This window comes from Marinomonas sp. S3726 (genome assembly GCF_000967665.1).
Lineage (GTDB): Bacteria > Pseudomonadota > Gammaproteobacteria > Pseudomonadales > Marinomonadaceae > Marinomonas.
In genome coordinates, this window is record NZ_JXYC01000012.1 from 258,528 (window position 1) to 275,295 (window position 16,768).

At 36.6% G+C, this 16,768-nt stretch carries 13 protein-coding genes; 11 read left to right on the forward strand and 2 right to left on the reverse strand.

The window, feature by feature from the left end; all coding sequences use genetic code 11:
* Positions 1-2: 2 nt before the first annotated feature.
* From TW85_RS11785 to TW85_RS11795, 3 genes are read left to right on the forward strand one after another with little or no spacing between them, the layout of a single operon-like run.
* Positions 3-314 (forward strand): sarcosine oxidase subunit delta, encoded by a 312-nt coding sequence (locus TW85_RS11785; RefSeq protein WP_046017308.1) that lies wholly within the window; start codon positions 3-5, stop codon positions 312-314.
* Positions 311-3,232, forward strand: a complete 2,922-nt coding sequence (locus TW85_RS11790; RefSeq protein ID WP_046017309.1) for a 2Fe-2S iron-sulfur cluster-binding protein — start codon at positions 311-313, stop codon at positions 3,230-3,232. The genes TW85_RS11785 and TW85_RS11790 overlap by 4 nt, the downstream gene beginning before the upstream one ends.
* On the forward strand, positions 3,232-3,822 hold the full coding sequence (locus TW85_RS11795; RefSeq protein WP_046017310.1) for a sarcosine oxidase subunit gamma: 591 nt from the start codon (positions 3,232-3,234) through the stop codon (positions 3,820-3,822). Before TW85_RS11790 ends, TW85_RS11795 begins: the two co-directional genes overlap by 1 nt.
* Positions 3,823-3,983: 161 nt before the next feature.
* On the opposite strand, the gene TW85_RS11800 is transcribed toward TW85_RS11795, so the two are convergent.
* Positions 3,984-4,355 carry a hypothetical protein gene (locus TW85_RS11800; RefSeq protein ID WP_046017311.1) on the reverse strand — a complete coding sequence of 124 codons (372 nt, stop codon included), beginning with the start codon at positions 4,353-4,355 and terminating at the stop codon, positions 3,984-3,986.
* A gap of 520 nt (positions 4,356-4,875) precedes the next feature.
* On the opposite strand from TW85_RS11800, the gene TW85_RS11805 reads away from it, so the two are divergent.
* The 8 genes from TW85_RS11805 to TW85_RS26335 all read left to right on the forward strand — a co-directional run bounded on the left by TW85_RS11805 (position 4,876) and on the right by TW85_RS26335 (position 15,819).
* The gene (locus TW85_RS11805; RefSeq protein ID WP_046017312.1) at positions 4,876-5,190 is read left to right on the forward strand and encodes a hypothetical protein; all 315 of its coding nucleotides are present in this window, start codon (positions 4,876-4,878) and stop codon (positions 5,188-5,190) included.
* A 457-nt stretch (positions 5,191-5,647) separates the two neighbouring features.
* A complete protein-coding gene (locus TW85_RS11810; protein WP_046017313.1) occupies positions 5,648-6,334 on the forward strand; it encodes a PAS domain S-box protein in 687 nt (228 codons plus the stop codon).
* A gap of 544 nt (positions 6,335-6,878) precedes the next feature.
* Positions 6,879-10,817 carry a protein kinase gene (locus TW85_RS11815; protein ID WP_052702118.1) on the forward strand — a complete coding sequence of 1,313 codons (3,939 nt, stop codon included), beginning with the start codon at positions 6,879-6,881 and terminating at the stop codon, positions 10,815-10,817.
* Between the two features lie 2 nt (positions 10,818-10,819).
* Positions 10,820-11,353, forward strand: coding sequence for a hypothetical protein (locus tag TW85_RS11820; protein WP_046017314.1), 534 nt, complete (start codon positions 10,820-10,822; stop codon positions 11,351-11,353).
* 17 nt (positions 11,354-11,370) lie between these two features.
* A complete protein-coding gene (locus TW85_RS11825; protein WP_046017315.1) occupies positions 11,371-12,564 on the forward strand; it encodes an amidohydrolase family protein in 1,194 nt (397 codons plus the stop codon).
* Between the two features lie 4 nt (positions 12,565-12,568).
* Positions 12,569-14,749, forward strand: coding sequence for a YcaO-like family protein (locus TW85_RS11830; protein ID WP_046017316.1), 2,181 nt, complete (start codon positions 12,569-12,571; stop codon positions 14,747-14,749).
* Between the two features lie 99 nt (positions 14,750-14,848).
* Positions 14,849-15,706, forward strand: a complete 858-nt coding sequence (locus TW85_RS25470; protein WP_052702120.1) for an FHA domain-containing protein — start codon at positions 14,849-14,851, stop codon at positions 15,704-15,706.
* The gene (locus TW85_RS26335; protein ID WP_202904857.1) at positions 15,682-15,819 is read left to right on the forward strand and encodes a hypothetical protein; all 138 of its coding nucleotides are present in this window, start codon (positions 15,682-15,684) and stop codon (positions 15,817-15,819) included. Before TW85_RS25470 ends, TW85_RS26335 begins: the two co-directional genes overlap by 25 nt.
* A 53-nt stretch (positions 15,820-15,872) precedes the next feature.
* On the opposite strand, the gene TW85_RS11840 is transcribed toward TW85_RS26335, so the two are convergent.
* Complete coding sequence (locus TW85_RS11840) at positions 15,873-16,733, reverse strand: isocitrate lyase/phosphoenolpyruvate mutase family protein (RefSeq protein WP_046017317.1); 861 nt, start codon at positions 16,731-16,733, stop codon at positions 15,873-15,875.
* Positions 16,734-16,768: the final 35 nt, after the last annotated feature.

The window sequence follows — 16,768 nt, forward strand, 5'->3', positions numbered from 1 at the left end:
TTATGAAAATTATGAATTGCCCACTAAACGGACCTCGAAATATCAGTGAGTTTGTTTATGGTGGAGAAGTTAAGCCTATGCCTGACATGGTTAATTGTTCAGATAAAGAATGGGCTGAATACGTTTTCTATTACGACAATACGATACGCATCGTACAAGAGTGGTGGTTTCATTCCCCATCTGGGTATTGGTTTATTGCGGAAAGGCACACTGCAAGTGATGAGATTTTGAAAACTTATGATCCTTCTGAAATCTTCAAAGAGAGGGTTGATTTCGAGATGAAGGCTAAGCCAACTCAGGAGGTTGTATCATGAGAGGCTATAACAGATTACCAAATTCAGCAGGTTTATTTATTAATCCTGCGAAGCCTGTCAACTTTACTTTTGAGGGTAAAACCTATCAAGGCGTAGAAGGTGACACAATAGCCAGTGCTTTGATTGCTAATGATCAATGGCTAATGTCTCGCTCATTTAAATACCACCGCCCACGTGGGCCGTTAACAATGGCAGGGCAAGATGCTAATACACTCGTTCAGTTAGAAAATGAGCCAAATGTACTAGCCGATAGATCAAGTATTGTTAATGATATGAATGTTTTAGGCCAGAACTATAATGGTTCCCTAGAGCATGATAAGGATGACAAGCTGGGATATGCAGGCCGCTTTATGCCTGTTGGTTTCTATTACCGTGCTTTTTATAAGCCAAAAGGTGTTTGGGATAAATGGGAGCCCTTCATCCGTAAAAAAGCGGGTTTAGGTTATGCTGATTTAAGTTTTACGCCTACCTATCATGATAAAGCGTATCTGTTTTGTGATCTTGCAGTTATTGGTGCTGGTCCTGCTGGTTTAGCGGCAGCCTTGAAAGCAGCTGATGCTGGTGCAAATGTATTGCTTGTTGATGAGAACCCAATTATTGGTGGTGCTCTAACTTATCATAGGTTTGATATTCCTGGTAAAAAAGCACAAAGCCTAAGAGAAGAGTTAACAGAAAAAGTTCTTAATCATGCCAATATTCAAACACTGACGAATGCGACTTGTAATGCCTGGTTTGCTGATAATTACTTACCAATAATTCAGGGCAATCGCATGTATAAAGTGCGAGCTAAACAATGTGTGATTGCTTCAGGCGCTTTTGAGCAGCATGTAGTATTCCGTAATAACGATGTACCTGGCGTTGTGATGTCTAGTGCAGCAATGAGACTGATGTCTCAATATGCTGTTAAACCTGGTAATAAAGCGGTTGTATTAACGGGTAATGATGATGGTTACTACTGTGCTCTAGAGCTTGCTAAGAATGGTGTCGATGTTTCACTAATCATTGATATGCGTAAAGAGGGGGCTTCACCAGAGTTACAAAGTGCTGTTGCGAGTATTGGTTTAGAAGTGCGTCTAAATTCGACTGTCTATGAAGCACTTCCAAGCTCAGATAAAAAGCATTTATCTGGGGTGATGGTTCATGACATTAGTGGTAAGGGAAGCGTATCCCAAAAAGGTGTTAAAGTAGACTGTGACTTATTATGTATGTCGTCTGGCTACATGCCTGTATACCAGCTTTTATGCCAAGCCGGTGCTAAGTTAAGCTATAACGATGACTCAGCTTTATTCTCCCTAACAAACTTACCTGATAACTGCCAAATTGCTGGATCTGTAAATGGTATACATGATCTCGATGCAGTCGTAAGAGATGGTGAGCTTGCGGCTCACTATAGTTTGTTATCTTTGGGCTTGGAAACAGTAGAACCTCAACCTGTTCACTGCAAGGTTAAAACTAATTTTGAATGGCCAATTTTCAAACATCCAAAGGGTAAAGACTTTGTTGATTTTGACGAAGACCTTCAAGCTAAGGATATTGTTAACGCGACACGATTAGGCTACAGGGATATTCAGTTAGTTAAGCGCTTTTCAACCGTTGGTATGGGGCCGTCCCAAGGCAGGCACTCAGCACTACCAACAGCCCGCTTGGTTGCTGATGCAACGAATAGAACGGTTACTGAGACAGGTGTTACCACAGCAAGACCACCATTTGTACCCGAAAAGCTGGCGAATATTGCTGGTCGAATTTTCAACCCGCATAAATATACGCCTATGCATAAACGCCACCTAGAACTTGGTGCTCATATGATACCTGCTGGTGTGTGGCGTAGACCTGCTTACTATGGTTCTCCTGCTGAACGTGATGATGTTATTCAGCGTGAATCAGTGATGGTACGCAATGCTGTTGGCATGATAGATGTGAGTACCTTAGGTGGGTTAGAGGTTAGAGGCCCTGATGCGGCTGAGTTTGTAAACAGAATATATACCTTTGCTTTCTTGAAGCAGCCTGTAGGTAAGACTCGTTATGCAGTCTTAACTAACGAACAAGGAGTCGTGATTGATGATGGTGTTGCCTGTCGTATAGAAGATGATCACTATTATATTACTGCGACGACGAGTGGTGTTGATGCTGTTTATCGTGAAATGACGAAGTGGAATGCTCAATGGCGCTTAGATGTTGATATCGCAAATGTAACCTCTGCATTTTCGGCTGTAAATGTGGCTGGTCCGTTGTCTAGGAAAGTGCTTGAGAAAGTCTGCTCAGACGTTGACCTTTCTAACGAAGGTTTTCCTTATCTTGGTTATCGTGAAGGCACGATACAGGGTGTGCCAGTGAGACTATTGAGAGTGGGTTTTGTCGGGGAGCTTGGTTATGAGATTCATATGCCTAGTCTATTTGGTGAAGCACTTTGGGATCTCCTAATGGAAGTGGGTAAAGAGTTTGATATGAAGCCTTTCGGGGTTGAGACTCAGCGACTTTTGAGATTAGAGAAGGGTCATATTATTGTCAGTCAAGATACTGATGGTATGTCTCATCCAGGGGAGCTGTCATTAGACTGGGCAATTAGTCGTAAGAAACCATTTTTTATCGGTAATCGTTCAGTTGATATCGTAATGGCTCGCGAACAAACCCGTAAACTGGTTGGTTTTAAATTAGATGCTAAATCAAGCCGACCTAAAGAAGGCCACATAGTGTTGGCTTCAAATACACAAGTAGATTGTGCTATTACGGGTAATGTTACCTCATCTGAATTCTCAACGACTTTAAATGCAAATATCGGTATGGCGTTTGTTGGCATTAATCAGCAAGAAATTGGTTCTAAGTTCCCAATACGTGTTGATAATGGTGAGCTTGTTATGGCTGAGGTTGTGCCTTTACCTTTTTATGATGTAGATAATGCCCGTCAGGAGGTGCTGTAATGGATTTCTATAACCTAAGTTCGGCTGCAGAGCTTCGTTGCAGTCAATTGGCTGTTGGCTCACCTGAATTAATAAACTCAAAAATCAGTATGCATGATCAAACCTTATTCTCGAGAGTCGGTTTTAGAGGAAGGGGTGTAGCGTCTTTTTTGAGAGAGCAAGGTATCAGTGTACCTACTGTTCCAAACCAATCTGTTGTAACTGCAGCTGGCGTGCTTGTATTGCGCCTCAGCAACACAGAGTTCTGGCTAATTGATACAGATAAATCACAGCACGAGTTCATTGAAGCATTAGAACTTGCATCAAAGGGTGTTGCTAATGTTTATCGTTTATACTGTCAGCATAGTCACGGATGTTTTTTGGTTAAAGGCAAAAATACACCGAATATGTTTGCCAAAGTGTGTGGGGTTGATTTGAGCGAGAAAGTATTTGAATGTTCAAGTATTGCTCAAACTTCTGTCGCTAGAGTTAATGCAATTATTGCTAAGCAAGTTATATCAGATGAAGAAGGGTATTTTGTTCTATCGGATATCGCTGGCTCACAACACTTGTGGAATGCTATTTCTGATGCGAGTGCGGAATTTAATTAATGCTACAAGGTTGATGCGAGTAGCTACTTAAGCATAGACACTATCAGAAAGCTGTATAAAAAAGCCTGATTAATAATTATTGATCAGGCTTTTTTTATTATATAAGTTAGCCTTAACAAGGCAGTTAACTAGTCTCACTCATTTCAAATAAACTGAAAACATTACTTGTTTGTGTGTTCTCTGATATCGGTAAAATCAAGTTTATGAGACTTCATTAAAGCTACTATTTCCTTGGCCTTATCTCTCTTAGAGTTAATTAAATCGACAGACTCAACAAAAATAGACTTAAGTTTATCAATTGCTGCTTGTGTGTAATGTTCTGCGATGAATTTAATTAGTTTGTTTTGCTCTTCTCTTGAAAGCTTACTTACATCAAAAAGTACAGTTTGAGCGATTAATCTTAAAGGTTGTGTTTTTAAGTGAGGGTCGGAATAAGAATTATCAGTTTTAGATTTGTTACCCGCTTTATCAAGTAACTTTATAAAGAGTGTGTAATTAGCATAATTATCAATCGATTTTGATAAATGCAACACTGTAGACTCGTAAGAATGCAATCGTAATACGCTTTCAAAAAGGTGTATTAAATTTGAATGGTTCAATGATCTAGCCCTTTCACTTTTAGTGAGAATTCCATTAATGGTTACATTATTAAATGGCTGCTTTGATGAATTAAGTTATTTCAAAGAGCATTAACTGGATTATCCTTAAGCAATAAGTTGTCTATCCATAAAACAATATACTTACTGAAGTTGTTAAGTGCGTGCAGAAGAAGCTATCTGAGGCCTCTCACACTATTTTAATAGAGTTTTAATAAAATGCCATTAAGTAGAGCCTACTTAGCGAAAAGAAGCTTTAAGAGGCTTTTGCTGCACGAAAATTTCACAATATCTCAATTTGACACGCTAAATATTTGCTATATGTTAAAATTCTATTGCTTTCAGGTCAAACTAAAATATATAAATCAATGAGTTAGTTGTTACTAACATGATGTGGCTTGATATCTTAGTTTGGACTATAACTAAAGTATGTGTATTAGATTGTTGAGGTACATATATGTCAAAAGTTGTCCAGATCCATCCAAATAATAGCTATAATTGGCTTTACTTTAGCCAAAGTCTTACTACATTGCTTGCCAAGCAAAATTTTTCTAATGAGTTTCAAGCTTTATTGCTCGAAAGAATGGAGTCAGCATTCAATGAATTTGATTTCAGCTATAGCATGAATATGAATTTACCCGCCGAACATATAGATCAAGTGACTGAGCAAGTTGATATTTTAGCCAAACTATTACAGCAAAGGACAACAAGGCTTTTAATAAGTCGATTAAGCTTGGAAATTGAATTAGCGCAATCGCAAGGTTATCAATAGGTCACATTTCTAAATTGTTGATGAACTCCCTTAAGTGTCGGTTGTGGGCTATCAAGAAAACAATATAAGATTATTTTATCTATCATAAGGGACAAATGAAAAGGGTGCCTTTATCAGTATCATTAAGGATGTTTGTAGCACTAAAGTAGTGTAGAGAAAATAAAAAGATTCTCTTATAAATATACGCTAGATATTAACTGAGCCAGAAAGCAGGAGGCTATAGGCTGGTCTACCCATATGGGCTATATCTAGGAGGTTTTTTGATAAATATGAACGAAGGAACGTGTGTTAAAGTTAAACAAATTTTGTAAGTGACTGAATTTATGTAATAAATTTTGGATATAAATGTAAATTATCAGAAAAATATTACACTTGTTTGGTGTAATAACTAAAGTTTTGCAGTAAAATATTGTAAATTAAAAAGGATTTTTAGTTACAACTTATGCAGGAACCTCGAATGACTCAAGCTATTCAAGAGCAAATTACTTTCGGCAAGGATGTCGAGTTAATTACAATCACTGACCTTGATGGTTTTATTACCTACACGAATGATGAATACCAAAAAGTACTCGGTTATCACTCAGAAGAATTGATTGGATTAAAGGTAAATAGTTTAGATCATGCAGATATGCCAAAAATTGCTGGTTTGAATCTAAAAACAAAGAAAAAGCAAAGAAAAAGTTGGACCGCAGCTGTCAAAAAACAACACCTTAATGGAAGCTTTTATTGGGTTAAAGAAGTGTTAACCCCAATTTATGAGAATTCTAGTGTTGTTGCTTATCAATCTGTCTGTAGAGGGTTATCTGCGATCGAGCAGGCAAACGCAGAAGCAATTTACAGTGAAGTAAGGATTAGAAGCTCAGTAGTTTACAGCTGGGAAAATTTTTATTGTAGGCTAGCATTATACGCTGCAGCTTCAATTTTTGTTTTTTCTGCTGGTTTGTTTTCTTCATTATTATTTTCTTTATTTATGCTTATGCCTTTTATTATTTATTATGGAGAAGTAATAAAATCGGAAACTTTTTTCGAGAGTACAACAGGTAGATTTGAAGATATAACACGTTCTATTTTTAATAAAAAGATGGAAGGTAATCAAGATATCCAAGAAAATTCAAATGACTTGGCGATAGGTTCCTCTTGCTAGCCACATAAAATACATCATGATTAGTTAGATTTACTTTAAGTCAACAGATTCAAAACCGCCGATAAGAGCTTTTCTTATCGGCGGTTTTTTGTTTTCTGCTAGGTGTTACTGGGATAAACTCTGAGATCAAAGTGGGCCTTGCTAAGCATGAAGTCTGGCTTTGTGAAAGGTGCAAACGCACGTCATTGATGCACATCATTTTATAAGTTAATTTGCTTATCTTATCGAAAAAAATTGTTAATCTGTTTAGGTCTTTTGCATACACATAGATGTTACAACTAATAACAGAATTTTTGTTGTCAGTATTTCAATGTGAATTATTTTGTAACTTTATTCATTTTTATGTTTTTTTTATTTAAAGTAATCTTTAATCTTATGATTCAAATGACGTTTTTGTGCAAATATATGCAAATGGGTTGACTTTTCTTGCACATTTCGAGTCTCATAGGGAAATTGAGTTAACTATTAAAACTATAAGCACATGAATATGGTTGAGTAAAAAATTACGATTTAACCACTGAATGTGATGATTAAGGATGATCAGGTGACATTAGATTCGTCTATCAAAAACCGCTTTCACTCTAGCAATTACCAATTGATCGAAATGATAGGTCAAGGTGGTTTTGGTATGGTGTTTAAAGCAAGGCAAATTAGCACTGATCAGACCGTAGCAATAAAATTTCTAACTCTTTCCTCTGAGTTTGATAGTGAAAAAAAGCAAAGATACCTTGAGCGATTTCAAAGAGAGACGGCTTTAAGTAGTCGTTTACAGCATCCAAACATTGTTCGCCTTTTAGATAAAGGAGTTTGTGATGAAGATTTGGTGTATGCCGTATTTGAATATGTTGATGGAAAATCACTAAAAGAACTTCTTTCTGAAAAAGGTGCACTGCTTCCTGCGGATACTGCCAACTTAATGGGCCAGGTACTCGACGCTTTATCTCATGCCCATGAGCAAGGTGTTATACATAGAGATTTAAAACCAGCCAACATTATGCTTAGTAAAGTTGGTACAAAAGAACATATTAAAATCTTGGATTTTGGTATTGGTACTCTCAGTAATGAGGTGCGACAGCACGACTATAAATCTATCACCCTAACTAACGAGACTCTAGGCACCCCTTCTTACAGTGCACCAGAACAATTGCGTGGTGAATCACCCTCTATTAAAAGTGATATTTATGTTTGGGGGTTGGTATTTATTGAATGCTTGACTGGTGAGCCTGCAATAACTGGAAACAGTCTCGCTTCAATATTTCATAAGCAATTAAGCCTTTCGAATGTTCCTATACCAACAGCAGTAGCTGGTCATCCTGTAGCAAACTTATTAAGACGAGTGCTTAATAAAAAAGTAAATGAGAGGGCTGGAGATGCTGGACTTATTTACAATGACTTAAAGCAGATTAACATAAACTCTTTAGTTGGGGATTTGTCATTAAAGCAAAACTCTAATGACAGCGAATACGTTAATGAATTTAATCAATATGGTGATAAAAACAAAGATTTTGCAATTAGTAATTCTATATGTACTGATGATTTTAATAAAAAAAGTGTTGCACTAGCTTTACAAGAAACCCAAATCAATACTGCTATTGAAATGAGCTCCAGTATTATAGAGCAAAAACAAATTTCTGTTTTATGTGTCACATTGACATTAAGCGGTATATTGCATTTTGACAGTAGTGAATCAGATTTAGAGTTATTGGATGTTATACATAGAGATAGTCGTTCTCAAGCGATCGATATAGCAATTCGTTATGGGGCTTATCATGCTGGAACGCTTGGTGATACTTTGTTGTTTTATTTTGGTTATCCATCTGTAAGTGATAATGACAGTCGTCTTTGCGCTCGAGCTGCTCTTGATATAACAAGTAATATTAACCAAAGAAACTCATTATTAAAGCAAAGTGAAAAGCTTGAAATTGTAGCTAGAATGGGAATGCATACTGGTATTGTTAGTCATTATTCAGATGCAATGCCAGAGGGGGCGGCTATAAATATAGCAATGGAACTTTCTAGATTAGCAAGACCCAAACAGGTGCTTTGCTCGCAAACAAGCAGAAGGTTACTTGAAGGATATATTGAATTTAAGATGGCTCTTAATACATCTTTAGGGGTTAATAGTTCTCAGGCTGTACACCAATTGATTGGTGAAAGGCTTAATGAGGCTTTTGGCTTTTTAAGAAGTACACGAACTGCTAATGCTTTTGTAGGGCGTGATGAGGAGTTAGAGGAGCTAAAAAGTTTTTTTAATGGATTACATTCTTCGAAAGCTTCTTATGTGCATATATATGGTGAAGCTGGAATTGGTAAGTCAAGGTTGATTTATGAGGTTAGAGGTTTAGCAAATAGCTTTCAACATTACTTATCTCAATGCTTACCAGAAAACCAGCATAACGGACTATATCCAATTTTAACAATAATAAAAAATAAATATAACATTCAGGATGTATCAAGTGAGTATCATGATAAAAACTTTCTTGAAGCAGTGAAGGTTGCATTGAAAGAGTGTGATGAAATTGATTCTGATATTTCTATTCCGATTCTTCTAACTTGGTTGAATATGCCAATACCTGAAGAAATGTCAATAGCACCTTTGGCTGCTGAAGTTCAAAAAGATATTTTATTTAAAGTATTAACATTTTTGTTATTAAAACCTAGTGAAGGTGGTAATGAGAAAATATTATTCTTTATAGAGGATGTTCACTGGTCAGATCCAATTAGTATAGAGTTTTTTTCGATTTTTTATAAAAATAAAATGTTTGATAGGAAAAAACATTTTGTTATTTTTACTTCCAGAACAAGAGCTTCCGAAAAAATAAGTATGAGTGATTGTTGCTTGATTGAACTAGTCGGCTTGAATGCTGATAAGAGTAAACTATTTATTAATGAATTTTTTAATAGAGATAGTATATCGGCTAGGGTTTATGAAGCTATTATTAGGAGGACTGATGGTATTCCTTTTTATATGGAAGAGCTTATTAGTATGATGCTTAATAAAAGTATAGTTCATCACTTTAATGGTGTTGTTGATTTTGTTAGTGATAGAGCTATTAGTTATATACCTGATACATTGTTAGATTCTTTGCAAACTAAGATTGACAGCTTGTTATACTCAAAAGATACTGCTCAAGTGGCCGCCGTTATAGGTCGAGAATTTGATTATAAACTTCTTTTAAATGTATCAAATAAAAATAGCTTTGAATTGCAGCGAGATTTAAATGAATTAGTTGCTAAAGATTTGCTATATAAGCAACGTATTATTGAAGGTGATGTTTATATTTTTAAACATGCTTTAGTAAGAGATGCAGTTTATGGTGGTTTAAATGCAACGAATAAAAAAAGCATACATAATGCTATTGCTAATTCGATTGAAAAAGATAAAAGTAATGATGATGTAAATAATTTGCTGTCATTTCATTATTCATCAGCTGAAAATTATGAAAAATCTGCAGTTTATGCAAATGCTTCAGCAGTTGCTTGTATGCAGAGAAGTCAATATGAACAGGCTATTCATTATTCAAAAGTGGCCTATGACTCGGCGTGTCATTATGACTCAACTTATGAATTCAAGGTTGAAATTAATCAAATTTTAACAACTGCAACAATGATGACCCTAGGTTGGGGCGGAGAAGAGGTTGAAAAGCTAGTTTCAAGGTCGCAAAAACTAATTGAAAATCTTTCAGAAAAATCAAATGATTTAAAAGCAAGAACTTATCTTAGTCTAGCTACTTATAATAATGTGCGTGGTAATCATAATAAAGTTTATGGGATTATTCGACTGGCATTAAGTATTAATGAACTTGATACTGGTTTAAAGTCTGCTCTATATGCACTAAAGGCGCATTGTTTATGGTGTCAAGGGAAGTTTGATAAGGCACTTAGTTATACAGAAAGGGCAAGGAGCTTATATGATGATAAATTGCATTATGACCACGCAGAGAAGTTTGGGCATGACACAAAAGTTTTTGCATTAAGTTTAGAAGCATTAATTTATGCTAGTTCATCGATGCATGAAATAGCTGAAAAAACTATTCAAAACTCTATAAAATATGCAGAAGAAATAAATAGTGTTCACAGTTTATGTATGTCAAAGTTTTATTGGTGTTGTTGTTTATACTTAAATAAAAATTTTGATAAATTAAAAAGTACCTCAGAAGAGATTTTATCAATTTGTGAGCTGAATAATTTAGCAAATTGGGATGGGGTGACGAATATTATGTTCTCCTTAATCAGCGGTGATGCAGATAAGGCAGAAGATAGTTTACGAGATTTGCTTAAGGCTGGAGCATCTCAAATGCAGGGTTTTTGGAATTCTATAATTGCTGAAGTTGAAATTGAAAATGGTAATGAAATTAAAGCTATTTCAAGGTTAGAGGCTTCAATTCAGCAATCAAGAGAAGTAGAGGATTATTTTTTTGTTGAATTACAACAAAAGATAATGTGTAAGTTAAATCACAATAAATGGAATAGAAGGAATTAATTATGTCAGGATTTAATATTGATAACACTAGCGGAATGCCTCATGGTGATGAGCCATTATTGCCTGCCTTAGATATTATTTATAGCTGGCGCTCAACATGGTTAAGAGCTATTGCTGTTGCTTGGTCTGATGATAACTTTAAGTCAGTACTGCTTGAAGACTCTCAAAAGGCGTTTGCAATGCTAGGCTTTACTGGTGAGTCTGAAAACGTAAGTTTGTGGAACTTGTTGCATATCAAAGTTGTAGAGTCTCCAACAGATGCTTCTAATCCTGATGCAGGTGTTGTGCAGGTAGAAATCCCAGTAAACCATCATATTTATTCACCTAAATATGAAGACGTTATGACGAAGGTAAATGGCACGGATAAAGTTGTTCAAAAAATCGAAGAAAATGGTTGGAAGGAGTCTGTTGTAAATGGTGCATTAAAAATGTATCTAATTCTTCAGCTACCACCTAAGCCGCTAACTGACTCTAAAGATCTAGCGCTCATTGATTATGATGCTGCAGGTAAAATATACCCATTTACAGCATCATAAGTTAATAGGCTTGATTTATGAAATATATATTGATTGACTCGGATAGACATGTAGTTGAACCATCCGCTGTATGGAAAAATGTAGATGGTTATGAGGTTAATTATGTTCATGATACATATGAAAAAATGGGAGAGAGAGCTGAAAGGTTAGGTCCTGATGCAGCAATTCAATTACCTCCAGATATTTATATTGGTAAATTTCTTATTTTAAATAGCTGGGGTGAAAATGAAAGATTAGCTTCAGCTTACAAGAGTAAGAATATACAGAAAAAGCTAGGTTCAGGCATGACACCTGAAAAGCAGATCTTATCTATGAATGATAGTGATATCGAGCAGGCTGCAATATTTCCTAGTTTTGCAATGTATATAGTTAATCATGAAAAAATACCTCCTAGAGTTTCATTGGAATATGCTTGTTCTTATAATAAGTGGTTATATGAATATTGTTCCATTAGCCCCAAAAGGCTAAGAGCTGTTGGAGTAATTAGCCGTCACGAACCATCAAACATGGTAGAGCAATTGAAGAAAGTTATAAGCAATGGCTGGACTTCAATCACCTTGAGACCTGAAGTGATTTGTGGTCGTACATTAGGGCATGAAGATTATAATGATTTCTGGGCTGCATGTGAAAAGCATAATATTGCTGTAGCCTTTCATGGAGGAACTAATCTTCATGCGCCAACGGCTGGAACGGATAGGTTTACTTCTCGTTTCGCTATGCATGCTTGTTCACACCCAATGGAGGCTCAAATGGCATTTGTCTCTTTACTTGAGTCAGGTGTATTAGAACGATACCCAAGATTGAAGTTTGCCTTTTTGGAGGCGGGTGCATCCTGGGTGCCTCATTGGTTGTGGCGACTGGATAATATTTGTTATCCAGAATTCCCTACTTTAGTTGAAGAAAATATTAAGATGCTGCCATCCGAATATTTTAAACGTCAATGTTGGGTTGGAATTGAGCTTGGTGAGCCATGTTTAAGAGAGGTTATTGATGTAATAGGTCATGACAAACTTTTGTATGGTAGTGACTTTCCTCATCCTGATCATTTGCAATTTACGACTGAAGATATAGCTCAACAACTCGAAGAGCTGACTGAGATTGAATTGCAAGCAGTGTTAGAGCAAAACGCTAAAGATTTTTATGGTTTTGAAGACATAAAAAATGAAGAGGTTTTGTTTAAATCTGAAGATCGGCTGGCTGAGGTAAACTAGTTACATGGAAAAATCGTCTAGTGTTTATCATTGGCATGGTCAATTTAATGTCTATGTGTTGAAAAACAAAGATGTCTTGCTGCTGTCCTCTGGGCAGCAGCTTTTATTGCCACAAGAGCAGTTTCCTTTTGTTGATGAGATCGATGGAAAAAAAACGCTTGATGACATCTTGGTAACTAAGACAAATTTGGATGAGAGTGCGTCGCTTTTCTTATATCAAATAAACAAACTGGTTGAACTCAACGTAATTGATAAGAGTGCTGGAAATAATGTTTATCAAAAGCCTTCATTTGTGGGTGGGCCAATTTCAAGGCTGATACAAAGTTCAGAATCAAATATAACCCTCAGCTCCTTAAGTCTGTGTCATGACGCGGTAATAAAGCAAATTGAGCAAAGCCTAACTGCTAACCTAAATCAAGGTTACAATACTGATAAAGACTTGCAGGTAATAGTTGTTGATGATTTATTAGATAAACGAATCGAAGATTGCATTAAATCTAATAATTTTCTTGTGCTTAAAGTCTCAGGCGAAGCAATTAGTGTAACTTCTATCTTTAGTAAGCATGAGCTCTCTTTATTTATCAAACTACAAGGTCAGCTTCTAGAGAATCAGCCTGTACGTAAAACTCTAGAGCTTTGTTATCCGACTGATAGTCATGCTTATCCTTTTGAGTTTCTTGAGCAGCTTAATAGCAAGTGTATAAATGCCATTGACAGGCTATTAGAAGAACAGTTCTTTGCATTTGCTAAGTGCGACAATAAAGTAATATCAATTTATAGGCCTAATACTGATTCGTTTGAATCTCATGTTATTAATAATGCTTTAGGCAACAATGTTGAATTTTCAAATCAGATCGATAGTCCTATAGAGTTAGAGTCGTGCATTAGTCGATTTAATGTCGATGGCGGTTCTAGGAGTGTTACAGCAACACAAACGGTAGAAAAATTAATACCGTTAGTCAGTCCTATTACAGGTGTAATTAATCATCTTGAGGTGATAGGCGAAAACCCGAGCTCGCCGATAAAAATTTATCGAACTGGATTTTTTAAAACACCAAATAAAGCTGAGTTAACTGAGTTTGATCGAAATAGTTTTGTTCAGATATGCTTAGGTAAAGGTGTAAGTCACGATCAATCTAAAGCGAGTGCCTTATCTGAGGCAATTGAAAGATATGCTGCCCTTTATCAGTTTGATGTGGATTTTTTGGAATTAAGACACTCAGAGCTTTTAGATAAGGGGTTTAGAGCAGTTAATTTTCAGTCTTTGGTACCATATAGTGCCGACCAGTATCATAAATTTAATCAAGCTGATCATCCGGACTCCAAGCTTAAGCAGGCTGCGAAACCTTACAGGGATGAATTGATACACTGGTTACCAACTTGGTCTCTGACACTATCGGAGCAGGTATATGTGCCGCTTTCCCAATGTTTCAGTAATATTCCTTTTTCAGATGATGAATTTGGTCGTTGGCATTCAAATGGTTGTGCGGCTGGAAATACGTTAGAAGAGGCTATTTTACAAGCGCTTTTTGAGTTGATAGAAAGAGATGCAACTGCAATTTGGTGGTATAACAAGTTAGTTTGTCCAAGGTTTGATCTCGATAAGTTAGATCCAGACAACTTACAGAAGCTTGATAGGTGCTTGAGTCCTGATAGTGAAGTTGGCCACGACTACTGGGTTTTGGACTTAACATCTGACTTAGGAATACCCGTTATGGGGGCTTTCGGTAGAGATAAGGTGACAGGCGGCTTAGTAATGGGCTTTGGCTGTCATTTGATTCCAGAAATGGCGGCTCAAAGAGCTTTGACAGAGCTTTGCCAGTTGATTCCGATTAGAGATCAAAATGCAGCACCTTTTGACTTTGATTTAATTGAAGTGGGAGAGCACCTCGAAGGTTCAAGTGAGTTAAAATCTAATACCTATGCTATTAAGCCTAGTTCAGATATTAAAGATGATATTTCGGCTGTCGTCTCGCAGTTAAAGCTAAATGGTATGGAGGTGATGGCGTTAAATTATAGTCGTGCTCATATTCCATTATTTACTGCGAAGGTATTTGTGCCAGGTTTGTGTCACATTTGGCCCCAGTTAGCGAATGAACGTTTGTATCAAGCGCCAATAAAAATGGGGTATTTAGCGGTTGCGAACACAGAGCAATCAATTAATCAGCAAGCCTTGTATATATAAATTTTACTTATAGGTTTGTTTAAAACTGTAATTATCTGTAATGGTGTCAGTGTATGGGCGTTGGTACAGTAAAATAACTTAAGGATGAGGGGAAAGGGTATGGCAATTCTAATTAACGGCAGTACAGGTGAGAAAGTCATCATACAGCCTCAACATATTTTTGGTCGTCACCCAACGACTGAAACAGAATTGACTCAGCCTGAAGCGTCACGTACCCATGCAGTTGCGATTTGGGATGGCGAAGGCTGGGTGCTTCAAGATATGAGTACAAACGGTACTTTTATTAATGGATCTAAAATTGTTCGAGGTGAAAAAACACGAATCAATTTAGATGACGAGATTCAGTTTGGGGGTTTAGAGGTTTCATCTTGGTATGTTAAAAACCTTGAGCCACCAGCTAGTATGCTATTGCCTGTTACTAAAGGCCTGCCGATTATCTATTTGAATGGCATTAATGTGCTTCCATCAGAAGAAAACCCAGAAGTAGCTATTTATCAAAATTCTCGTGGCATGTGGATGTGTGAGAATGACACTGGCCCTTATGAGCTTAAAATGGGCGATAAAGTCGGTAGCTATGACAAACAATGGAAGTTTGTAGATGGTGAAACAAGTATAGAAACAAGCTTTATGGCTGACAATATTGCTCAAGCGCCTAAGAAGATCGCTTTTAACTTTGATGTTAGCCAAAATGAAGAGCATGTTTCTATCAAACTAATGCTTGATGATAAAGAGGTCGATCTCGGTTTAAGGAATCACCATTACTTAGTTTTGATGCTGGCACGCAAGTTTAAAGAAGATCAATCGTATGGTATGAATTTATCCGAGTGTGGATGGTTAGATAAAGACCTTCTTTGCAAAATGTTAGGGCAGAATGAAAATCATATAAACATTCAAATTTATCGATTCAGAAAGCAATTTTTAGAAGCATACCCGTGCCTGAGCAAATGCCTCAAGTAATAGAAAGAAGAACAGGGGAGATTCGTTTTTTCTCTACTGATATTCAAATTATCGGCGGTATGAAGTTGCGTGAGCTTGATGAATATACAAATAAAAATGTATTTTTGAATTAGTATCTTTAAAGAATATAAAGGGCTTTAAGTTTATTACTTAAAGCCCTTTTTTATTAGTTTGGATAAATGTATTGCTGGGTTAGCTTAGTTTTTTGTTCTGAGTCACTTAATCTTTTTATTAAGGCTTTAGCGTCTACTTCTTCATCTTTGTAGTTGTCGCCTTGATGTAACTTGAGCAAAGAAAGGTAACTTGCTTTAACAGATTCTTCATATGATTTATGGCCGCTTAAACGAATTCGAACGCCTAGTTTTATAAGTTCTTCGGCTTCTCCTAGGTCAGGGTTTCCATAACTGATGAGCATAATAGGTAGGTGAGTAACGTCACTTATTTGTCTAAGGGTGTTATTGTCAGTGACACCAAATATACAAATTCCATCAATTCCTGTTTTACTGTAAGCCTTGATGCGTTCTAGCATGTCTGTGTTGTCACCCTCATTTAATGCATGGGTTCTTGCGAAAATAGATAGATTTATGTCTTTTCTTGCAGATACTGCTGCTTCAAGTTTAAGTTTGGCTTCTTCAAGGCTAATTTGACTAAGAGCGGGTTCTTTATAGCGGCAAGGTAGAATGGTATCTTCGATTGTTACCAGTGATGCACCAGCATATTCAAGCTCTTCAATTGTTCGCATCACGTTTAGTGCATTTCCATATCCATTATCTCCATCAACAATAACGGGTAAATCAGAAGCTTGGCATACACGTTTAGCATGTGCTGCCAGCTCTGTTAGTGTTAATAGATTTATATCTGGTGCCCCTAGTGCGATAAGAGAAGCAACTGACCCTCCTAGGATGCCAAGTTTAAAACCAATCTCCTGCGCCATCCTAGCAGATAGAGGGTCATAGACTGATGCGCACACCATAATTTCAGGTGTTGTTAGTTGCTTTTTTAAATTTGTTCTGGCGATGTTTTGCATGTTATAACCTAGGAATTGATATATTTAGAATAAAT